The organism is Bacillus sp. ISL-39, assembly GCF_018613295.1.
Classification (GTDB): Bacteria; Bacillota; Bacilli; order Bacillales; family Cytobacillaceae; genus Mesobacillus.
This window is the reverse complement of record NZ_JAGGQM010000001.1, coordinates 41,970-63,224: the sequence shown is the minus strand read 5'-3', so window position 1 is coordinate 63,224 and position 21,255 is coordinate 41,970. Positions and strand designations below refer to the sequence as shown.

22 protein-coding genes are annotated in these 21,255 nt (G+C 43.0%); 3 read left to right on the top strand and 19 right to left on the bottom strand.

Features of this window, described 5'->3' with window-relative positions:
* Nucleotides 1-544 precede the first annotated feature (544 nt).
* From minD to J7E37_RS00205, 18 genes are all read right to left on the bottom strand, one after another.
* On the bottom strand, nt 545-1,348 hold the full coding sequence (minD, locus tag J7E37_RS00290) for a septum site-determining protein MinD (RefSeq protein ID WP_192471519.1): 804 nt from the start codon (nt 1,346-1,348) through the stop codon (nt 545-547).
* Between the two features lies 1 nt (nt 1,349).
* A complete protein-coding gene (gene minC, locus J7E37_RS00285) occupies nt 1,350-2,030 on the bottom strand; it encodes a septum site-determining protein MinC (RefSeq protein WP_214778000.1) in 681 nt (226 codons plus the stop codon).
* A 355-nt stretch (nt 2,031-2,385) separates the two neighbouring features.
* Nucleotides 2,386-2,904: a rod shape-determining protein MreD gene (mreD, locus tag J7E37_RS00280; RefSeq protein ID WP_214777997.1), complete on the bottom strand. Its 519-nt coding sequence runs from the start codon at nt 2,902-2,904 to the stop codon at nt 2,386-2,388.
* Nucleotides 2,901-3,791 carry a rod shape-determining protein MreC gene (gene mreC, locus J7E37_RS00275; protein WP_214777995.1) on the bottom strand — a complete coding sequence of 297 codons (891 nt, stop codon included), beginning with the start codon at nt 3,789-3,791 and terminating at the stop codon, nt 2,901-2,903. Before mreC ends, mreD begins: the two co-directional genes overlap by 4 nt.
* A 74-nt stretch (nt 3,792-3,865) precedes the next feature.
* On the bottom strand, nt 3,866-4,888 hold the full coding sequence (locus tag J7E37_RS00270) for a rod shape-determining protein (protein ID WP_214777993.1): 1,023 nt from the start codon (nt 4,886-4,888) through the stop codon (nt 3,866-3,868).
* 159 nt (nt 4,889-5,047) lie between these two features.
* The gene (radC, locus tag J7E37_RS00265; RefSeq protein WP_192471542.1) at nt 5,048-5,719 is read right to left on the bottom strand and encodes a RadC family protein; all 672 of its coding nucleotides are present in this window, start codon (nt 5,717-5,719) and stop codon (nt 5,048-5,050) included.
* Nucleotides 5,720-5,802: 83 nt separating this feature from the next.
* Nucleotides 5,803-6,375, bottom strand: coding sequence for a Maf family protein (locus tag J7E37_RS00260; RefSeq protein ID WP_214777991.1), 573 nt, complete (start codon nt 6,373-6,375; stop codon nt 5,803-5,805).
* Nucleotides 6,376-6,547: 172 nt separating this feature from the next.
* Nucleotides 6,548-7,672, bottom strand: coding sequence for an SPOR domain-containing protein (locus J7E37_RS00255; RefSeq protein ID WP_215021756.1), 1,125 nt, complete (start codon nt 7,670-7,672; stop codon nt 6,548-6,550).
* Between the two features lie 116 nt (nt 7,673-7,788).
* The gene (locus J7E37_RS00250; RefSeq protein ID WP_215021752.1) at nt 7,789-8,619 is read right to left on the bottom strand and encodes a hypothetical protein; all 831 of its coding nucleotides are present in this window, start codon (nt 8,617-8,619) and stop codon (nt 7,789-7,791) included.
* Nucleotides 8,616-9,224: a PilN domain-containing protein gene (locus J7E37_RS00245; RefSeq protein ID WP_215021750.1), complete on the bottom strand. Its 609-nt coding sequence runs from the start codon at nt 9,222-9,224 to the stop codon at nt 8,616-8,618. The genes J7E37_RS00250 and J7E37_RS00245 overlap by 4 nt, the downstream gene beginning before the upstream one ends.
* A gap of 2 nt (nt 9,225-9,226) precedes the next feature.
* Nucleotides 9,227-10,219: a type IV pilus biogenesis protein PilM gene (pilM, locus tag J7E37_RS00240; RefSeq protein ID WP_214777983.1), complete on the bottom strand. Its 993-nt coding sequence runs from the start codon at nt 10,217-10,219 to the stop codon at nt 9,227-9,229.
* A gap of 69 nt (nt 10,220-10,288) precedes the next feature.
* Nucleotides 10,289-11,041, bottom strand: a complete 753-nt coding sequence (locus J7E37_RS00235; protein WP_215021748.1) for a prepilin peptidase — start codon at nt 11,039-11,041, stop codon at nt 10,289-10,291.
* An 18-nt stretch (nt 11,042-11,059) separates the two neighbouring features.
* Complete coding sequence (locus J7E37_RS00230; protein ID WP_215021746.1) at nt 11,060-11,551, bottom strand: type II secretion system protein; 492 nt, start codon at nt 11,549-11,551, stop codon at nt 11,060-11,062.
* Between the two features lie 126 nt (nt 11,552-11,677).
* A complete protein-coding gene (locus tag J7E37_RS00225) occupies nt 11,678-12,883 on the bottom strand; it encodes a type II secretion system F family protein (RefSeq protein ID WP_214777979.1) in 1,206 nt (401 codons plus the stop codon).
* A gap of 1 nt (nt 12,884) precedes the next feature.
* Entirely contained in the window at nt 12,885-13,925 is a 1,041-nt protein-coding gene (locus J7E37_RS00220) for a type IV pilus twitching motility protein PilT (protein WP_215021744.1), read from the bottom strand.
* Nucleotides 13,926-13,938: 13 nt separating this feature from the next.
* Complete coding sequence (locus tag J7E37_RS00215) at nt 13,939-15,594, bottom strand: GspE/PulE family protein (RefSeq protein WP_214778690.1); 1,656 nt, start codon at nt 15,592-15,594, stop codon at nt 13,939-13,941.
* Nucleotides 15,595-15,626: 32 nt separating this feature from the next.
* Entirely contained in the window at nt 15,627-16,943 is a 1,317-nt protein-coding gene (locus J7E37_RS00210) for a VanW family protein (protein ID WP_215021741.1), read from the bottom strand.
* Between the two features lie 30 nt (nt 16,944-16,973).
* Nucleotides 16,974-17,504 (bottom strand): hypothetical protein, encoded by a 531-nt coding sequence (locus J7E37_RS00205; RefSeq protein WP_215021738.1) that lies wholly within the window; start codon nt 17,502-17,504, stop codon nt 16,974-16,976.
* A gap of 144 nt (nt 17,505-17,648) precedes the next feature.
* Between J7E37_RS00205 and J7E37_RS00200 the strand changes: the two genes are divergently transcribed.
* Genes J7E37_RS00200 through J7E37_RS00190 form a run of 3 tightly spaced genes read left to right on the top strand, consistent with a single transcriptional unit; the run spans nt 17,649 to nt 19,431 of the window.
* The gene (locus J7E37_RS00200; RefSeq protein ID WP_215021736.1) at nt 17,649-18,065 is read left to right on the top strand and encodes a type IV pilus modification PilV family protein; all 417 of its coding nucleotides are present in this window, start codon (nt 17,649-17,651) and stop codon (nt 18,063-18,065) included.
* A gap of 4 nt (nt 18,066-18,069) precedes the next feature.
* The gene (locus tag J7E37_RS00195; RefSeq protein WP_215021734.1) at nt 18,070-18,501 is read left to right on the top strand and encodes a PilW family protein; all 432 of its coding nucleotides are present in this window, start codon (nt 18,070-18,072) and stop codon (nt 18,499-18,501) included.
* A 12-nt stretch (nt 18,502-18,513) separates the two neighbouring features.
* Nucleotides 18,514-19,431 carry a hypothetical protein gene (locus tag J7E37_RS00190; RefSeq protein WP_215021732.1) on the top strand — a complete coding sequence of 306 codons (918 nt, stop codon included), beginning with the start codon at nt 18,514-18,516 and terminating at the stop codon, nt 19,429-19,431.
* Nucleotides 19,432-19,465: 34 nt separating this feature from the next.
* Here J7E37_RS00190 and J7E37_RS00185 read toward each other — a convergent pair whose 3' ends face one another.
* Complete coding sequence (locus J7E37_RS00185; protein ID WP_214777965.1) at nt 19,466-21,181, bottom strand: sensor domain-containing diguanylate cyclase; 1,716 nt, start codon at nt 21,179-21,181, stop codon at nt 19,466-19,468.
* Between the last annotated feature and the right edge of the window lie 74 nt (nt 21,182-21,255).

Genomic DNA, 21,255 nt, shown 5'->3' with positions numbered 1-21,255 from the left:
AGAACTCTTCTTATGACCATGCCAAGCCCTTTTTCCGCTCTGGATGGTCTTTAGAACTCTTCTTACGACCATGACACTCTCTTTTTACGCTCTGGATGGTCTTTAGAAACCTTCTTATGACCAAGACAAGCCCTTTTTCCGCTCTCCATGGTCTTTAGAAACCTTCTTACGACCATGACACCCCTTTTTTCTGCTCAGGATGGTCTTTAGAAACTTCTTACGACCATGACACTCTCTTTTTCCGCCTCTGGATGGTCTTTAGAAACCTTCTTACGACCATGACACTCTCTTTTTCAGCTCTGGATGGTCTTTAGAACTCTTCTTATGACCATGACAAGCCCTTTTTCCGCTCTGGATGGTCTTTAGAACTCTTCTTATGACCATGACAAGCCCTTTTTCCGCTCTTCATGGTCTTTACCGTTTTTTCGTACCCAGAATTCTTTCTAAGCGGGCAGCCAAATGGCTTAATCATACTGACCTTAAGATGATACATACATAAAAAAAAGCATCTGCCCTCGGTCAAGCGAGTTCAGATGCTTTTTGATCAGCGGACACCGAAGAACTTTTTAATCTTCGAAAATACGCCTTTATTATCATTATCCAACTGCTGCAATGGAACAGACTCACCAAGAATCCTCCTGGCAATGTTCCTGTACGCAATGGATGCTTTGCTATTTGGATTCAAAGCGATTGGCTCTCCGTGGTTTGATGCTTTGATGACCTCATCATCATCGGCCACAATCCCGATTAAATCGATAGAGAGATGCGTCGTGATTTCATCCACATCCAGCATGTCGCCATTTTTCATCATATGGGTGCGGATCCGGTTGATGACAAGCTTTGGTGATTCAACATTTTCCTCTTTTTCAAGCAGGCCGATAATCCTGTCTGCATCCCTGACCGCTGAAACCTCAGGGGTAGTAACAACAATAGCCTTGTCAGCACCAGCAACAGCGTTTTTATAGCCCTGCTCGATTCCTGCCGGGCAATCTATGATGATATAATCATAATCCTGCTTTAGTTCATTCACTAATTTTCTCATTTGTTCCGGCTGGACCGCCGTTTTATCGCTTGTCTGTGCCGCTGGAAGCAAATATAGGTGGTCATCGAAGCGCTTATCTTTTACAAGGGCCTGATGGATCTTGCATCTTCCTTCTATTACATCGACGAGATCATATATGATGCGGTTTTCAAGCCCCATGACAACGTCCAGGTTGCGCAAGCCGATATCTGTATCGACAAGGCAGACTCTTTTGCCTTGAAGGGCCAAAGCTGTACCTATATTAGCAGAAGTTGTTGTTTTGCCAACTCCGCCTTTTCCGGATGTAACTACTATCGCTTCTCCCAATTTAAAGGCCTCCTTCAAATCTAGTTAAATTAGGTCTTTTTTTCATTAAAACTTGCAATCTATCAACTACAATCTGTTGACTGTCCGATATGTAAGCACATTCCATCACACGGTTTTCTTCATCGGGAACATGGTCCGGAGCCCGATTGATACAATCACTGATCCTAAGTTGTGATGGCTTCATGACAGAAGCAGCAATGACTGCTTCGTTATTGCCTTCCGAACCTGCATGTGCAACCCCTCTTAAAGCACCCATGATAAATATATTTCCTGTCGCTTTCACTGTTCCTCCGGGATTGACATCTCCAATGAGCAGCAAGTCACCAGTTATCTCAAGAACCTGTCCTGAACGGATCACTTTGGCAACAGACACGATTTCTGTTTCCTGACGAAGCTTGTCGGCCTCCTCCCTTGTGATCACATTCGTCTCCAGATCCTCGACGATTAAGTTCCTCTTCTGCCGGATCAGGTCTTTCAGCTCTTCTTCCTGAGCTTTTGAAAGATATCTATTTCCTACTTTCACCTTAACTGAAAGCAGCTGCTGCTCTTCCTGGACACGTGAAGAATTGGAAAGCTTCCTGTCGAGCTCCTTCTTCAGTTCATCGTAGGAGCAAGTATCATCCAAATGGAGCGTAAGTCCATCTTTTGTTCCTTTTATTGTCACATTTTGTGTTTTCTTCATACTGGATGTTCACCTCATACGAAAAGCGCAAGCGCCTTGGTCAGCCCCGATCAGCATTGGAGGGCCAACCAGTGAAGTCGTTCTTTGACTTCATTGGCCGGACCGAAACGTCTCGAGGGGCTAGGCGCTGGAGCTAGACACTAATCTAAGTGTAAAAGTTAAACTTTCTACCTCAGAACAAAAAGCGCAAGACAATTGTCTGCTATAAAAAGTAATTTCTAATATTACTGAAAGAAATTCGACAAGTATCCGCCAAACTCCTTTATTTGAAAAACCTTGCTCACTGCTTTCTAAAATCCAGCCTGCTTATATGAGTAAAAATACTTTTCCTTAAAAAAAGTACAGACTACCACTATTATTCGTTTCTAAGCCAGTCTGCAGCATTCTCGAACTGTTTTTTAAATGGATAGGCAGCCAATATGATAAAGGCAAGGTTTAGAATCAATGTTGGGACTAGTCTTATTTTAACATAGGTCGAAAAGTCCAGGTCAGTAATTTTTATCAGCAGCATCAACTCGTAGACTCCTACCTCCAGAAGCACAATGCCAAGCAGGGATAGTATGGATACAATTAAAATATTGGTCTGCAGGATCCTCATCATGTTTGCGGCCAAATAAGCAATGAACGGGAACATGAATAGATAGATCCCGATGATTTCCGTGTAGACGATATCAAAAAGGAGTCCAAAAATTAGCCCATAAAGGATTCCATGTTTTGGGCTCAGGTACGCCGTCAAAAATAAAATCCCTGCCATGAGGAAATGCGGTACAAGAATCCGGTCACTGTTGAATAACTCGGCAGGCAGCAATTCAACAAACAAACTTTCCAGAATGAATAAAAAAGCGAAAAGAGCAGGGAGCAAGAAACGGATCAATTGCCTTCCTCCTCGCCTTCACTATCTTCCAAGCTTTCTTCTATGTCTACTGATATCATTGATTTTTTAACAACCATGACATGTTCCAGGTCATAGAGATTTGCTTCGGGCTTAATATATGCTGTTTGATTTAAGCCAAATTGATCAGGGACAACTTTGACAACCTTGCCAATTGGAAGATCTTTCGGAAAGATGCCGCCCATACCAGTGGTGACGACATTTTGTCCTTTTTCAATTTCCGCATTATATGGCAGTCCTTTTAATAAAAGAAGCTCATTTTTCTTGTCATATCCTTCGATCGTGCCATAAAGCGGCTTGTCAGCCTGCAGGATTGCAGAAATCCTGTTAGTCGGGTCAATTGAGCTGATTAGCTGCACGGTTGCCGAAAATGGTGTTGTGCTTTTGACTTTGCCAATTAAGCCTTTTGATGTGATAACGGCCATATTTTTTTCAATTCCGTTGGAAGCGCCTTTATTGATGATGATCAGTTCATTCCATCGTTCAGGACTTCTGGCAATCCTGATAGCCTGGATTGGCTCATAGTCTGCTAGTGATTCTTTCTTATCTAAAATTTCCTGAAGCTCCTCGTTTTCTTTTTCAAGGGAGTATACTTTCGCTTCAAGGCGGGCCATATCATCTACGCGTTTCTTCAACTCTTTGTTTTCCTGATATGTATTTTGCAAGTCTTGAAGGTTCTCAATTAAACCAGCGATATAATTGGCCGGCCTGGAAACAACGGATTGCACCCAGCTGGTCGAGTCTTTGATAAACTGCTCGGGCCATGTCAATTCTTCTCTTTCCCTTAAAGAAAATCCAATCAATGCCACGAGGACAATAATGCTCACAAGCAGCATTATCAGGCGTTTATTAAAAAAGAACTGTGGCATGATTTACACCTCTAATCTATAAAAATGGATGACAGAAAGGGAGGGAAGTGGATAATCCCCGCTTCCCTTCCCTATTACCTTGATTCTTTTGCTTTAGTCTTGAATAAATCGATATGGTCCAGTGCCTTTCCGGTACCGATTGCCACACAGTCCAGCGGATCTTCGGCAATCAAGACCGGCATCTTTGTTTCTTCACTGATGACCTTGTCCAAATTACGGAGCAAAGCACCTCCGCCTGTAAGGACAATTCCTCGGTCCATGATGTCAGAAGCAAGTTCTGGCGGTGTTTTTTCCAGGGTAAGCTTCACAGCATCAACAATGGCGTATACTGTGTCACGCAATGCTTTGGCAATTTCTTCTGCCGTGATTTCAATTGTTTTCGGCAGGCCTGTCAGCAAGTCACGACCGCGGATTTCCATATTTTCAATGCCATCCGAGTCTCCTGCTGAACCGATTTCCATTTTAATTGCTTCCGCTGTTCTCTCACCAATCATCAGGTTGTAAGTTTTACGGATATAATTGATGATAGCGTCATCCATCTCATCACCCGCAATGCGGACAGATTGAGATGTAACGATTCCTCCCAGAGAGATAATCGCGACTTCTGTCGTACCGCCGCCGATGTCGACAACCATACTTCCAGTTGGTTCCCATACAGGAAGATTGGCTCCAATCGCGGCTGCAAACGGTTCCTCAATCGTAAAAGCATCCCTGGCGCCAGCCTGGCGAGTCGCATCAATAACCGCTCGTTCTTCAACCGCTGTAATGCCAGATGGAACGCATATCATGACATACGGCTTGCCGGCAAACCAGCCCTTATTCTTCGTTGCCTGTTTGATGTAGTACTTCATCATTGTCGCTGTTGTCTCATAATCAGCAATGACACCATCCTTCATCGGCCTTAACGCGACGACATTTCCTGGTGTACGTCCGATCATGTTCTTTGCATCATTTCCTACAGCGACGATATTTTTTGTATCCGTCTGAAGTGCCACTACGGACGGCTCTCTTAAAACGATTCCTTTTCCTTTAACATAAACAAGTGTATTAGCAGTACCAAGGTCGATTCCGAGGTCTCTTGTACCAATCCCAAACATATTTGTATCTCCCTTTCTTAACAAAAAATGCAATAAAAGAACAGGCAATCTATAACAAAATTAGTTGAATGTTCATAGGCAGATTTCCTGACAAATTTTTAACTTGTCCGCAAAAATCATAAATTATATTATATCGCAACGTCAATCAAAATCCTAGTATCATACATACCCTTTTTCCTTCAAACTAACATATTTATTTTCCCCAATGATCAAATGATCTAACAATTCAATTCCGACAATTTTCCCGGACTCGGCAAGCCGCTTGGTGACTTCGATATCCTCCCTGCTCGGAGTCGGGTCACCCGAGGGATGATTGTGGACGCAAATGACGGATGCTGCTGATCTGCGGACCGCTTCTTTGAAGACCTCTCGCGGATGGACAATCGAAGCGTTAAGGCTGCCGATGAAAATCGTCTGCTTGTGGATCACCTGATTTTTCGTATTCAAGTACAGGCAGACAAAATGCTCCTGGGTCAGGAAGCGCATATCGTTCATTAAATATTTCGCACCGTCTTCCGGTGAGCGGATCACATAGCGTTCATCAAGGGTATGGTTGGCGATGCGCCTGCCGATTTCCACAGCCGCAAGGACATGGATCGCTTTTGCTGTCCCGATTCCTTTAATTTGTGTCAGCTCTTCCAGTGTTGCATCTTTAAGAAGCCGGAGGCCCTCAAACTGGGAAAGCATTCTGTTCGCAAGCTGAAGGACTGATTCCTCCCGCGATCCCGTGCCTAACAGCAGGGCAAGCAATTCATGATTGGAAAGGCTCTGGGGGCCATTTTGGACAAATCGCTCCCGCGGCCGCTCATTTTGCGGATAATCTCTGATCATTAATGAATGTGTAGACAATAGATTTTCCTCCCAGTCATTGATTATGACGAGGGAAGTGTAGAAGAAGTTTCTGTGGTTTTCTTTTAATAAGGAAGGTTGTATCCGATTTTTCTTAACTCCCTGATCATCCTGGATACAGGCAGTCCAACAACTGTGTAATAATCCCCACTGATTTCTTTGACAAGCATACTGCCGAATCCCTGGATTCCATAGCCGCCCGCCTTATCGAATGGTTCACCGCTCTTTATATAGGTGTCGATTTCTTCATCTGACAATTCCCAGAACGTCACATCTGTTTTTTCATAGAAACGCGTTTCCTTCTCAGGGGAGATTATTGATACTCCTGTGTAGACTGAATGGGTGTCCCCAGACAGCTTCTTGAGCATCTTCAAGGCTTCTTGTCCGCTTTCTGGCTTCCCAAGGATCGTTCCATCATGCACTACGACAGTATCCGAACCAATCACGAAGCAATCAGGATAATCCTTAGCCACAGTTCCCGACTTTCTGGAAGCAAGCTCCATAACTACGTCAGCAGGGCTGAGTGTCTCACTGAAACTTTCGTCTGCATCACTGCTCGAGATTTCAAAATTCAAGCGGAGGTTTTCAAGAAGTTCTTTTCGCCGTGGAGAAGAAGAGGCTAAAATGAGGCGTTGCATAAAATCACCTTTCTTTTCTTTTTGCATCAAAGGGAGATACAAACTAATACTATCAAAGTTCACCTTTCGTAACAATCTTTAGTCGTCGGTTTGGCAAAAAAAATCAGAGCCTGGCGCATTTTGCCGAAGGCTCTGTTAATTTGTACGATTTCCCGGAAAATATTCTGGTATATTACTTTCCTATAGTCTGGTATGCAGAAAGGAATGCGAGAAGGCTTTTTTCCATTTCCGCAAGCTGATTGGCATCCTTCGTTTTCTGGTAGCTTATAAACGCAGCTCCCGCCCTCTCTAGGCTTACCTTCGCCTTCAGGACGGTTTGATCTTTAACACTGTTATCTTCAATTTTGCTTAGCATCGCCTGGTATTTTTCCACTTTCTGAACTTCTTCCGCTGCAGCTGCCGATCCGTTCATCAGGATCGTATAGATTTTCGGTGCCTGCTGGAGTAATTCGGATTCAGCTGCTGTTAATCCTGCTGCCGTGCTCCCTGCAATTTCAAATGGTTTAGCGTACACCTCATCAACCCCCTTAGCCTTGAGTGACTCCGCCTGTTGTTTGGCGGCCTCAATGCTTCCCGCTGTTGATAAATAGACGGCGAATTGGCCATTCACTGGAAATAACTCAGCTGTTACTCCCTGGCCGGCAAGGAGGTCCACCCTTTCCTTCGCAGCAGTCTCTGTTGTGAAAATACCATTCTGGACGATAAAGGTCTGGATCGATTCTAACTCAATCGACTCCTTCCCTCCTGCCGGTTTCTCTGCTGTTTGCCCTGCTTTTGGCTGCGTCGCTGCTGGTGCAGCCGTATCTGGTTCTGATGGGAGGAATTTAAGGAATGTCACTCCAAACGCTGTCCCAAGCAACACGGCAAAAACGACATTCATGATGATTGTCGTATAAAGGCGATTGCTGCGTTTTGATTTAGTATTCCAAACCGAAATACCGATGCCCTTCTTTTTTTGCTTTTTTTCCTGTTTCGGCGCGATTTTGTATTCCTTTATGATTTCCTCGTCTACGGGATCAGGCAAAATCCAATCAAAGCTTTCCTCAGTTTGTTCCTGGGCAGCTGCACTTTCATTCAGCGCTGCTTCTTTTTCCAGCGGATAGACCTTGTTTCGGTCTCCGCGAATGTCATTGATTTGGTAGTTGCTGCTCTTTTTTTGATCATATGGATTACTCTCATTGGGTCCTTCTTGTTTATGTTTCCTTCTGACTCCATTATCCTGCATCCTTTTGTCTGCCTGAATCGGACGGTCCTTGCCATTAATCTTGATTGTAATAGTCTTTCCTTGCTTGTCCAATGCTTGTACCTCCCCCTGCCCGTTCGTGTTTGCTTCATCCTATCATAATGGCAAAAAAAAATAACAAGACTTTTGTCGTCTTGTTATAGAATGCTTTCGTCAATTTTTTTACTAGATTAGTTTTCGCCTGTTTCCTCGGTTTCATCCTCGTCGGACTGCTCTTGTTCGATAAGATTATCCTCTGAATAATCGCCGAAAGTCGGGAATGGGTTGCGTTTGTTGGCAGGTTCGGGTGCCTGGATTTTTGGGTTGTAGTCCATCAAGTCTGCAAGTTCCGGAAAATAAAACGAGTTGATCGATAACGACATTTCAATCGGCACTTCTTCATCTGATACTACGAAACTTTCTTGCGGCCCACTAAAAGAAATAGATTCTACGACCACAATGCGCATTAAGGATTCTAACGTTTCTATGAATTTCTCGAGGCTAAAGTAATTCTCTGCTTTAACATTGATTTCGACAGATGTTTTTAACAGGCCATCGGGAACCATTGTTTGCGAATTCGATACTGGCACCTCTGCTATAGTGCTTTCAACCTGATCCTCAGAGTCATTATTTAGTTGCTCAACCTGTTCTTCAGATGTTGTTTCCTGCTCCAATGGAACTCCCGCCTGTTGCTCAGCATTGAATTCGATCGAAGAGACAAAGCTGTTGGAAATCACTTCTGCTTTCTCTATGTCAAGAACTAACTGCTCTACCATTGGGTCAACCGGGAGCCTTTTTTGCAACTCAGCTGTACTGCTAAAGTCTGTTTCATTTACTGTAGCAAGTCTTGCTTCCAATGTTGCATTCAGCTCTTGCTCCATTTTCAACTGGCTTTCCTTTAACGCCAAGCTAGTATTCAAGGGATTCAAATATAAATAAAAAGCAATTAGATAAACAAAAATAGAGACGACTGCTGCTGCAAAAAGGATCATATAATGTTTTTTTTCCAGCCGAAGGTTCATGAGCCATCTCCTCCTTCGCCCGCTTCCGGTTTGAAAAATTCCGGCCGATATACAATTTTATAATCCGCACTATAGCGCGGAAGTGTTGTACCATCAGAAGAATTGTTTTCTTCAGCACCATCTGAAAGCTCAAGTGCTACCACATTCAGCAATTCAGCTTGTCTGACCCATTCCGATTGTTTCAAGGAGCTCAGGTAAAAGGCAGCGTCCCTTGAAGCATCATATTGAATCGTGACAAGAATAGAATCCATGTTGCTATATTCAAAGTTCTGGATAAATCCGCGTTCAGGCAGCAAGGAAATGATGTTCCGCAGAATAGGTACTGTTTGCACCGGGTATTTCTCTGCCCATTGGACCGCTTCCTGAAGTTTGACTAATGAATTTCCGGCATTTTCTTCAGCCAATTTTTCCTGCTGGAGATTATTCAATTTTTGCAGACTAGAGATTTTCTGATCGACTTGTTTCATTTCATATTCATAGCTGCTTCCCTGAAGATAAATAATAGAAATAGTTATCGCTATGAACAAAAGGGGAACCGCGGCAATAATAAGCTGTGATGACTTTCTATGCTCTTTTTTTGGTAAAAGATTAATCTCAACCAGCATTATTACACCTCTTTCAAGCCAAGCCCAAGAGCAAGATTAAACGCAACTGGCAATTCTTCTGATTTCGAGCCAGTTGCTTTCAGATTGATTGTTGATACAGACATTCCAAACCGATCGGTCATATCGGCAATAGCCCGGTCCAGCATCGGATGGTCACCATTTACTAAAAGTTTTGTTACCTCTTTTTTTCCCTGTGTCAGGGAAAACCGATAAAAATCCATTAGTTTCGCAATATCCCGATAGATTTCCTCAAGCTGGAATATAATATCGGATACTTCACCATCATAAACGAGTTCTGGATTCGAATGACCCTCTCTCCGAAGTGATAGCTTCCAGCTATCCTTTAAATCACCTGGGATATGACGCATAAAAACTGGGATTTGCTCTTCAAATATACACAAACTGACAACGTCTAGGTCGAATTGAACAGTAAGCAATACCTCATTTCTCACCGCCATGTCTTGTTGATGATAGAGTCGGTAGATAGCCAGCGGTGAAATATCAGCTGCCACCGGCTTAAGTTTGACATTTTTAAATAAGTCCTCAAACTCAAGTATGTATTTTTCCGGGGCAGCGAATAAGAGAATCTCTTGTTTATTATTATCTGTACCTAGTTTAATTGTATCAAATACGGGATCTTCAAAAGGCAAATGGATGGTTGAACCGAGTTCCAAATATAAGTAGCCATCAATTTCATCATCTTTGACATCCCCAGGAATACTTACCTTCCTGATAATGACAAGGGAATCTGGTACGATGAAGCGAATCTCCCTTTTGGCTATTTTCCATTCAGCTATGCATTCATCCACTATATTGGATAAGGTGGCAAAATCAAGGATTTTCCCATCTGAAATAATTCCTGGCGGTAAGTACCTCTGTCCATAATGATTCACTATGACCGGGTTCTTCTGTTTTAGCTCCACAAAACGAATTGAATGGTCATTGAGCACGATATTGACAATCTTGTTTCTGCTGGAAAATAAGGAAAATGCCATGATTGAAACTCCTTAATGTATGACTGTACTTTTAATGGTGAAGATCTTGGACTTAAATTAATTGCTTATTTACAAGGCAATCACGAAAAGTTGAAGATACCATCCTAAGATTTCTGCACCATAGAAATAGGCTGTTAGAGTACCAAGGGCAATGAACGGGCCGAATGGAATTGCTTGCTTTCTTTTTACATATCCAAGCAGCATGGCAGCAATGCCAAAGAAAGCGCCATAAAAGGTAGCAAAGAAGAAGGATAGAAGCATGGTCTTAAAACCAACCACGAACCCAATCAACGCAAAAAGCTTGATATCGCCGCCACCCATTCCCCCTTTGCTGATGAGGGCAATAAACAAGAGGATCATGAATCCCGCAACTGCCCCAGCGAATGAGTCCCACCAGGGTGATAGAGGAATAATTATACGCTCGATAATAAAAATACCCGCAAATACAAGCAGCACCTTATCAGGGATCATCATGTACGCAAGGTCGGACACCGTAATGATGATGAATAATGAAATCAAAGTCAGTGCGATGACCAATTCACCGCTCCAGCCAAGCAAAAGATAGGCACCCGCAAACATCAGACCTGTCAAAAGCTCAAAAAAAGGATAAACGGGCGAAATGCCGACCTTGCACTGGCGGCACTTCCCCCTTTGAAGTAAATATGAAACGACCGGAATCAATTCAATCGCACGCAGCTGATGCCCGCACTTTGGACATGAGGACCGCGGTGACACGATTGATTTTCCTTCTGGGACACGGAGACCTACTACATTGTAGAAGGAGCCTAGGATTAGGCCGTATATAATAAGAATTATACTCATAAGTTTTCCTTATAAAAGTTAATTATTTCTAACTACTCCTCTTTCCAAATCTTCTACTTTAACTGGACCTTTTGTGCTATCTTGAACTCCTCTTGTACTATTAACCAGCTTAACTCCTGTTACTTTTCCATTAACTATTTTAACATAAGAAACAACAGCGGTTTCTGTTACAGTGTCTAGTGGAACTTTTGATGTACCTTTAAGGTAGTTACTCGTTTTTCCATCCGGATCCTTAACCTGATCTAAAAAATTCTCTGTTTCCAAAAAAGTTAGAGTCAGGTACTTCGTATCTTTTTGAAGATTCACATCGGTTGCAACTGCCATTTTTGCTGAGTTAATCATTTGCTGTGCATTTGCCACGTGTGCATCCTTCTTTGAATTATCAATCAATCCACCAATACTCGGCACGGCAATCGCACTAATAATCCCCAAAATGACAACTACAGCCAAAAGTTCAACCAGAGTCAAACCTCTTTGATCTTTCATTTTTTTCTTGATTGCTTTCAACATATTCATCTTCTCCTTTTAGTTAATTTTACCTATGACTATTGGAATATATATCTAATCATATTATAAATGATAGATTATGAATTTCCTATAAAGAATGTGTAGATAATTGTCTCTTTATGGTTAACATCAATTTACGTGATTGAATATGTCGAACATTGGAATCATGATGGAAGTAACGATTGTTCCGACGAGTCCGGCAAGAATGACAATCATGATTGGTTCGATCAATGATTTTAACTGGTCCGTACTTGTCTCTACTTCTTTTTCGTAGAAGTCGGCTACTTTTCCCAGCATGGCGTCCAGTGACCCTGTTTCTTCGCCGATTGCGATCATCTGTGTGACTAATGGTGGGAATGCCCAGTGTTTTTTCATGGGACCGGTCATCGATTGTCCGATTTCGAGAGCGTCACGTGACTCCCGGACGACTCTTCCGACCACTTCATTCTCCACCACATTTTCGACAATCGATAACGCCTGCAGAATCGGGACTGAACTCGAAAATAGTGAACTAAGGGTCCTTGTCATTCTGGCCAGGACTGCTTTTTGCATCATTTTTCCGAAAATCGGCATCCGTAAAATGGCAACATCAAGATAATATTTTGTCTGCTTATTTTTCTTCATTGCCGACAGTCCCGCAACAACTCCTATAAGCAATAACATGATCAGCCACCAAAAGGATTGCATAAATTCGCTTGCCGCAAGAACAAATTTGGTGATGGCCGGCAATTCACCGCCAAAATCCTCGAACATGCCAACGAATGTAGGGACTATTGAAACCAGCAAGAAGATGACTACCAGTATCGCCAGTATCGCAATGACGGCTGGATAGCTGACTGCGGCGATTACCTTCTGCCGGGTGTTATGTTGCTTTTCATAGTGTTCAGCGAGCCGTTCCAGCGTCTCATCCATATTACCGCCAGCTTCTCCTGCCTTCACCATATTAATATACATGGATGAAAAGATTTTACTGTGCTTGGAGGTTGCTTCTGATAGCTGGACCCCTTCCCGTAGATTTGCTTCGATGTCCATCAGTGCCTTCTTCAATGCTTTACTGTCCGTTTGTTTCGCTAAAATCTTAGTGGAATCCACAACCGAGACTCCAGCTTTTAACAAAGTAGCAAACTGGCGTAAATAGATGACCAGATGCTGCAGCTTAACAGGATTTCCGATCGTGATATCTTTTGTAAGCCAAGTTTCAGGCACTTCGATAATCTCGGTAGTCCTGATTCCGTCCTCGCGAAGCTTCTCCAATGCTTCACGTTTGGAACCAGCCGTAACCGTGCCAGAGCGTTTTTTTGTCCGGTCGCGTCCGGAATATTTAAAGCGAGCCATATTAAATCATCTTCTCCAGTAAGTATGGTTCAGCAATTTCCTTGGAGACAATCCCTCTCTGGACAAGCTCCTTGATATCCATCTCAAGGGTATGCATTCCATGAATTCTGGAGGTCTGCATGATACTGATGATTTGATGGATTTTCTCGTTCCTGATTAAATTCGCTACGGCCGCATTATTGATCAGGATCTCCGTTGCGCTCCTGCGTCCCTTTTTATCGACAGTAGGAAATAACCGCTGGGAAATGACTGAAACAAGGACCGAAGCGAGCTGAATCCGTATCTGCGCCTGCTGTCCCGGCGGAAAAACATCTATTATTCTATTGATCGTGGCTGGGGCACTTGAAGTATGGAGAGTGCCAAGTACAAGATGCCCGGTTTCAGCAGCGGTAATCGCAGTCTGTATTGTATCCAGGTCCCGCATTTCCCCTACCAGGATGACATCTGGATCCTGGCGGAGTGCTGCGCGCAGTCCGTTGGCGAAATTATTGGTATCCAGACCAATTTCACGCTGGTCGATAATGCTGTTGCCATGCTTGTGCAAATATTCAATCGGATCCTCTAATGTGACGATATGCTTCCGCATAGTCATGTTCATATACTGGATCAGTGATGCCAGCGTCGTAGATTTACCGCTTCCGGTTGGTCCTGTCACGAGCACCAGCCCCTGTGGTTTTTCGGCAATTCTTTTAAGGATATCTGGCAGTTCCAGCTCCTCCAATGTCGGAATTATTGTAGGAACAATCCTTACTGCCAGCGAAACGCAGCCCCTTTGATGATAAGCATTCACCCTGAACCTGGAGATGCCAGGTATCCCGTATGAAAAGTCTAGTTCACCTTTTGATTTGAATACATTCCAGGAATTTTCCGGGATGATGGCTTTGGCCATTTCTTCAACTTCATCTGGAGTAATCGTATCCGTTCCATATCTTCTTAAATCCCCGTTAATTCTCATTACTGGAGGAATGCCGACAGTTATGTGAATATCTGATGCCTTAAGTTCGAAACCAGACCTCAGCAAATGCTCAATTTTTTCCTTCATGCTAACTCCCCGCTTATTCTGTTATGGCTACCCTTAAAACTTCTTCTGTCGTGGTGAGTCCCTGTTTAATTTTCAGCAGTCCATCGTCGATCAGGAAGATTGTTTTATTCCTTACTGCTATTTCCCTTAGAGCTGTAACAGGCTCTTCATTCATGATCGCTCTGCGAAGTTCGTCATCCACTGACAGCACCTCATGGATTGCCAGCCGGCCTCGATAACCGGTCATATTACAGGAAGAACATCCCCTTCCCTTCCACACAGTCTCAATCGACATCCCTCTTTTAGAAAAAATGTCTATTTCACGCTTTGTCGGCTCCTGAGCTTCTGCACAATCGCGGCACACCCTCCGAACAAGCCGCTGGGCGACAACTCCACTTAAAGAAGATGCGACAAGGAAAGGCTCTACTCCCATATCCAGCATCCTCGTAACCGAACTAAGCGCATCATTCGTATGCATTGTGCTCAGTACCAGATGTCCGGTCAAAGAGGCCCTTACTGCCACTTCCACTGTCTCTTTATCCCGTATTTCACCTACCATGATGATGTTCGGATCCTGGCGGAGGATGGACCTCAGACCGGCCCCGAAGGTCATGCCAACATTCGGGTTGACCTGAATTTGATTAATGCCCTCAATCTGGTATTCTACCGGATCCTCTATCGTAATGATGTTGACCTCTTCACTATTCAGCTTGTTCAAAGCGGCATACAGGGTAGAAGATTTCCCGGAACCAGTAGGACCAGTAATCAGGACAATTCCATTCGGTTTCGAGATCATCTTCGTAAACCGGTTGAGATTATGCGTGTTGAACCCCAGCTTCTCAATGTCATTCAATGTGCTGCCCATATCAAGAATCCGCATGACCACCTTTTCGCCAAAAACGGTTGGCAAAGTGGAAACACGAAGATCAATAGGATGAAAATCAAGATTGACTTTGATTCTTCCATCCTGAGGAGTCCTGTTCTCGGTGATATCGAGATTCGACATAATCTTAATCCTTGCGATCAGCACGTTTTGCATATGCTTCGGCAGCACACGTTCCACTCTAAGAATTCCGTCAATACGATAGCGGATGACAACCTTCGTTTCCTGTGGGTCTATATGGATATCACTGGCCTTGTTGGCAGACGCATTTGACAGCAGTTGATTCACCAGCCTGATGACCGGAGAATCGGCTTCTGTCAGATTCTCTTCCTGATCAGTTTCCATTGCCGGGCTGCTGATGCCAATCAAATCATCAAGTCCATCGTTGTTATCGTAGTATTTATTAATTGCACGGATGATATCGTCCTTGGTTGCTATCGCGGTTTCAATATGGAAGCCCGTTGACAGCCTGAGATCATCGACCGTAAAAAAATCCATTGGATCCGCCATCGCAACGAAAAGCTTTTCCCCTTCTTTTTTCAGAGGAATCACTAAATTACGCTTTGCCATCTCTTTAGGGATCAACGTGAAAAGCTTTGTATCAAATGGATAGCGGTATAAACTGATATGTGGAATACCCAGCTGGAACTCGAGAACTTCAATCAGCTGCTGTTCTGTTATCAGCCCTCTTTGCAGGAGTGCATCTCCCAATTTTTGACCTGCTGCTTTATCAGCAAGGGTTGCTTGCAGCTGAGCTTCTGAAACCAGCCCTGTTTCGACTAATAAGTCGCCAAGCCGTTTTCTCATTTGCCTCACATTGATCACTCCTGTGTTTTGGCTTACTTTGGTTCTTCATTCGGATTTCCGAATAGCCCATCGTTTTCGGTATCAGCTTCTTCATCGTCCCTTTCATCTTCAACAGGTTGCGTTTCTCCTGCGGATTGGTCTGGCTGCACGTCAGTAGTACCATCACCAGGTAAAACGATTGAATCCTCCCCATCAGCAGTTCCAGATCCAGTTTCGTTGGCAGCTATTCCTAATGGATGGACTTCTATTCGGTGGACTGGAGGATAAAAATCTTCAGACAGTACCTCTGTTTTCATCAGTTCACCCTTTTCAGAATGGGTTTCACGAACGACCTTCACGAACAGACCAGGACTTCCCTCCACTTTTACAGACTTTTGGCCGGCACTTAAAAGAGGCGAAAATTGCTTGATCATCCTCGGTTGAAATTCTTGCTTGTCCAAAGTGTGAATACTGTAATTGTATAAGAATGGTGCTCCCTTAACCGACACTTCCAGATTAGGACTTTTCCAGTCGAATTCAATTGTATAAGTCGAGGCGTTGGGGTTATAAATAATAAAATCCATTTTTCTCTCAAATTGGACTTTTGCTTCAAAACCCGGTTCACTACTATCTGGAAGCTGCCTGCTTATATGCCTTTCCGATATGAGAAAGTTCGTTGGCAAGACAGCCTGATAAATGGCAGTCGCAATCTGGCTGTATGTTTGGTCCGTCAGCTCTGGCATTCCACTGTCCCTTACGAAAGAGGCCAGCGAGAACTGTGACTCGGCTCCCAGCTCAATAGATGGAAAGGAGTCAATAAAAATTAAAACTTCTTCATATTCATCCTTCAATTGGTAAGAAACCGCCGAAACTTCGATTGGTTCTTCGGGAGGGAGATACCTCGCCAACTCAATAACAATGTTCTCATTGAAACTTTGAATAGCATTTGTTAAATCGTTTTCCAGCATTTTATGATTCAATTGTTTATGGATTTGGTCAGGTAATACTCCATTTAAAGGTTCCAGCTGAATGAGAATGTCATTCTGCTGCCCATCACTAGCAGAGCTAATTGACTGATCTGCTAAAAGGGTTAAATCTTCTGCCATAAGCGGATAAGAATGCTCTTTATACAGCAGTGCCATTTTTGCATTAGGAGCCCATTCAGACCAGTTTGCTTCCAATAAAACCTTCGCTTCATCTTTTGTTTTGTTCGATACATCGATCGACCCGATGAAAGTATGTTCAGAGTATAACGGTTCCACATTTTTTGGGGAGCTTATAGCTGAAGCACCAAAATAAGTGAAACTGTAGGTAAATAGTGAAAAAACAATGATGATCAAAGAGACTTTTACTATTTGGCGCAAATTCACATATATTCCCCTCTGGTAAAAAGATTGTATTTAAGAAGTCTTGCTATCGTAGGCAATTATTTCTTCGTCTTTTGAACCTTCGAAATTCAGGACAGGAATTACCTCTAAGTCACTCAATTCAAATGTTTGATTGTTTCTGACTTCCAAAAATGAGATATCCTCAGCTATATGTATTTCTTCCTGTTTTGAGTTGAGAGTATTTGAGACGGGTATTTCATTCAAGTCAATGTTTTCGCCCTGGTTAACCGTTTTTTGCAGATGATTATCAACATCTAATTTTGATAGATCACCCGTTTCCGCCACCCTTGGTCTGCCTTCTTCAATTCCAGTTTCAGTTACCCTTGTAATCATTCCATAACCAGCTGAGGCAGCCAACAATATGATGACCAGCATAGATTGCCATGGAGTGGCAATGAAACTAAAAGCGATTCCAAGAGAGCCAATAACAGGCGCGGCGACAGAAATTAACTTTTTCTGTCTGATTTCTAAGCCAAATGGAATGAAGTGAATGAGAATAACACTCAAAACTGAGGACAGGATTAAAAGAATCAGGATTACCATTGTCTCACTCCACGCTATGTTGTATTTGTTGCTTTTTTACAAAATTCCGCAATATATCAGTCTATCATCTTATTTTATGACAAATTCCACTCTCTTATATTGTATAATAAAACCAATAGATTTAATAGACGGAGGAGCAATGACTTGGGCAAAAAGTTGTACGACCAAAGCGGAATCACCTTGCTGGAAGTTTTGTTGTCAATTGTACTGCTTGTGATTGTTCTTACATCTTTTGCTGGCTTCTTTACACAATCAGCAATGTTCGTAAAAAAAAATGAGGACAAGATCAGTACAACCCAGACAGTCCAGCAAATAGTGAATTTAATAGAAGTGAAGCTGACCAAGGATACACTGAGCACCAGCACTGAATGTCCAAGTCTTCCATGCACCCTCAGTGAGGATAGCTTGGCGGGACTATTGGATCGTTCATTCAATAGTACACATAAGATTTCCGTCAGTTTCAATAATGGTGAAGAAGGGTTAATTCGCGTGGAAGTGTCTGTTCAAGATCGAAACAACCCAGATAGTACTTCAAGGACTTTTACTTATATAAGAAGGTGATATCTTGAAAGACGAACGCGGATTTACATTATATGAACTGCTTGCTGCGATTTCGATCCTTTTTATCGCTTCTGCTCTTATTTATGGAGTGTTCTTCGGATTCAATAAAAACTATAATCAGATCTCGGAAAAAAATAATATGGACCAGTCAGCAAACCTGATTATTTCCACTATCAAGCAATATCATTTGAAGTACGATGAGTATATGATCGACTACAATGCAGCGGAACAAACTGCGAAAATCCGGGTAAATGCCAGTGAGCAAATTTTGGGCGATGACAGATATTCCCTAGAAATCATGGCAGGTTCTCCAGACCCTGAGCCTTTTACAGGTGAAAAAGTAATCTATTCAAACAGTCCTTTATCGATCCAGTTAATTCTCAAAGACAACACCGGACAAACCTATGAAATAGAAACAATGATTAAAAGATATTAGGGAGGGAATGTGATGCAAAACGAAAAAGGCTATGCGCTTGTCCTGGTTTTGCTGATTATCACCATCACCTTCACCTTCGCCCTATCCTTGAGTGGAATGGCGCTTTCTGCCCGAAAGCAGTTCAACAAGACAGATGAAATCAATAGAGCCACAGATCTTGCAGAAATGGGAGTGGCCCATTATGAAGCGCTATTGACAAGAATCGTAGAAAATGCAAATGCCGAAGCGGGACAAGCTGTGCAAAATGCTCTTGATCTATTGAGTGAGAACCCAAATTATCCTGTCCCGGATTATGACCAGGAGTTCAATGCGGCATTGGCGAGGGAAGTTAATAAGAATGCCTACTTGCCACTGGATGTTAATGAAGACAACTCCTATCAAATCTCGAATCCGGTTATTAACAGGCAAGCTAGTTATATTTTAATCACTTTCGATAGCAAGGGAAAAACAGTTAAAGAGGAAATGGTTTTAAAAGGCAAACTTACTATAAAAAAGAGTACTGGATCACGAGCCGGAGAATCGGTCCCAGAAAAGACCACCTACGTTAATATTGAGTTGGAAGACTTTGAATTAAAAGGTGGAAAACAGGAGGAGACATATAGCGGTAATACCTTTTTCAATAAAACCGTAACCTTAAGAGGTAATACAGGGCTATTCATTAAAGGAGATACCTTTTTTAATTCTCACGTTATACTAAAAGGCGGAGATACCATTATCGTTCATGGTGATGCAATCTTCAACGAGCCTTTATCTCCAGACACAAACGGAAATTCCAGTGTCTGTGTACTAGGAACCCCTTATAGAATAGAAAACCAAAAACTAGTTGAATACACTCCCTTCGATGGAGGAGATATCGATAGTTGCCCGCAGGCAGTTCTAAATAATGAGTGGTCAATTGACCCTGACAATGGTATGGAAGTTACATATTAGACAACAAGGCTGACCCACACGGGGTCAGCCTTGTTTATTTCACATACTCCGCAACCCGATTCCGTCCGGACCTTTTTGCACCAACATACAATGCACGGTCGGAATGCCTAATCAATGCCAGTGAGTCATCGGCGTCCTGCGGGGCGGTTGCCACACCGATTGACGCAGTGATATGGACTAAGAGCTGCTTTCCTTCTGCATCCATTGATTGCAGCAGTGTGAAGGGATTTTCGGCGATCAACAGCCTGATTTGTTCTGCCAGTTTAAGGGCATCGCCTTTCATCATGTCAGGCAGCAGGATCACAAACTCTTCCCCGCCGTACCTGGCAACTGTGCCAATATGGCCGATTCTTTCCCTCAGCCGCTCAGCAAGCTCGATTAATATTTCATTTCCGCTTTGGTGTCCATATGTGTCGTTGACGGATTTGAAGTGGTCGATATCGAGCAGGATCAGGGAGAGAAGGTGTCTTTCGCCTTTTTGTAATTTTCCGAATTCTGAAGACAGCATGTTTTCAAAGTAGCGATAATTATACAGTCCGGTCAATGCGCAGCGTTCACTGTATTCCTTTGTCTTTTCATGGTGCCTCGCATTCTCCACAGCAATCGCAAAGTGAGAACATAGGATATCGATGATCATCAGCTGAGATTTTTCGAATGCCCTCTTTTTGTTTGCGACCAGGACAAGAACACCGATAACCTGGTTGTTCCTGACAATCGGCACACCGAGAATACTTTCGGCACTTGCTGGAATATAGCCTGAATTTATATGCTTCCATTGTTTTTTTGAATGATAAAGTACAGGCTTTCTCTCAGCCCATACAAGGCCGCTAATTCCTTTACCTTTTCCAAGCGGCTCGGCTATAGGATCCATTACTTCCCCAAATTCCACCTTGTGAATCAGTTTCAGTTCCCTGTCATCCACCACATCCAAAATGTAGGCATAGTCAACGGGAAGCATCTCAATCACTTTTTGAACAAAGAGATCAACAACTTCATTGGACTTCAGTCTTTCAGCCAGCTGGTGGCCAATCTCAGCGGCACTCTGTAAAAAATGGTTCACCTTTCCGCTCGAATAATAGAGACTGAGAATGATAGACAGACTCGCGAAAGGAATCCCGACAAACAATAAGGAATAGAGCCCCATCTCACTATGGTACAGTTCATATAGTATGAAGCCTATAGGAAATGTAATCAATGTCGTAACGGTTTCCCAGATGAAATCTTTTCCGAAATAAGGTCCCTTCAGTTTTAGGACGACTGCTTGCAGGAATATCAGGAATAAAGTATTCACACTATAATTGCTAATGCCATATACCGTTCCCAAGATATAAGTAGATGCATCGTCGGCCAAATGAGCGCCATGTATTCCGCCCAGTGCATAAAATATCAATCCGCTCACTAATGAAACGATAAAGAACATCAATGAATTCAGAGGAAACCTGTATATATCAGATTTTTGTACCCGGAGCCTCATTAAAAGGATCAGCACCGAAATTTGCATCAAAACCATTTCCACAAAAATACCGTATGTCAGGAATACAGCGAGCGAAACCCACTGGATCAGGAATATCGGCGTATTATTGACGACCATCGGCATGGAAGCCACAATAGACATTAACACCAGAAAGGTGAGTAAATCCAATACAGAAATATTATCAGGAGGCGGATAGACTTGATAGGTCAGCCAGAGCCCAACCGGAACGATCAGGAGCCAGCTGAACCATATTGATTTTTTGATCATTGGAGTCATCTTTATCTATCCACCTCCTTTCTAGGTAAAAAGTCACACTTTCGTTAATAGTTTAGCAAATTTTTTGTCGAATG

Bases quoted from the DNA above. Each gene is read 5' to 3' on its own strand.
- minC (WP_214778000.1), bottom strand. From the start codon at position 2,030: ATGAAGAAAACACAAAATGTGACAATAAAAGGAACAAAAGATGGACTT.
- mreC (WP_214777995.1), bottom strand. From the start codon at position 3,791: ATGCCACAGTTCTTTTTTAATAAACGCCTGATAATGCTGCTTGTGAGC.
- J7E37_RS00270 (WP_214777993.1), bottom strand. From the start codon at position 4,888: ATGTTTGGGATTGGTACAAGAGACCTCGGAATCGACCTTGGTACTGCT.
- radC (WP_192471542.1), bottom strand. From the start codon at position 5,719: ATGATCAGAGATTATCCGCAAAATGAGCGGCCGCGGGAGCGATTTGTC.
- J7E37_RS00260 (WP_214777991.1), bottom strand. From the start codon at position 6,375: ATGCAACGCCTCATTTTAGCCTCTTCTTCTCCACGGCGAAAAGAACTT.
- J7E37_RS00250 (WP_215021752.1), bottom strand. From the start codon at position 8,619: ATGAACCTTCGGCTGGAAAAAAAACATTATATGATCCTTTTTGCAGCA.
- J7E37_RS00245 (WP_215021750.1), bottom strand. From the start codon at position 9,224: ATGCTGGTTGAGATTAATCTTTTACCAAAAAAAGAGCATAGAAAGTCA.
- pilM (WP_214777983.1), bottom strand. From the start codon at position 10,219: ATGGCATTTTCCTTATTTTCCAGCAGAAACAAGATTGTCAATATCGTG.
- J7E37_RS00235 (WP_215021748.1), bottom strand. From the start codon at position 11,041: ATGAGTATAATTCTTATTATATACGGCCTAATCCTAGGCTCCTTCTAC.
- J7E37_RS00230 (WP_215021746.1), bottom strand. From the start codon at position 11,551: ATGTTGAAAGCAATCAAGAAAAAAATGAAAGATCAAAGAGGTTTGACT.
- J7E37_RS00225 (WP_214777979.1), bottom strand. From the start codon at position 12,883: ATGGCTCGCTTTAAATATTCCGGACGCGACCGGACAAAAAAACGCTCT.
- J7E37_RS00220 (WP_215021744.1), bottom strand. From the start codon at position 13,925: ATGAAGGAAAAAATTGAGCATTTGCTGAGGTCTGGTTTCGAACTTAAG.
- J7E37_RS00215 (WP_214778690.1), bottom strand. From the start codon at position 15,594: ATGAGAAAACGGCTTGGCGACTTATTAGTCGAAACAGGGCTGGTTTCA.
- J7E37_RS00205 (WP_215021738.1), bottom strand. From the start codon at position 17,504: ATGGTAATCCTGATTCTTTTAATCCTGTCCTCAGTTTTGAGTGTTATT.
- J7E37_RS00190 (WP_215021732.1), top strand. From the start codon at position 18,514: ATGCAAAACGAAAAAGGCTATGCGCTTGTCCTGGTTTTGCTGATTATC.
- J7E37_RS00185 (WP_214777965.1), bottom strand. From the start codon at position 21,181: ATGACTCCAATGATCAAAAAATCAATATGGTTCAGCTGGCTCCTGATC.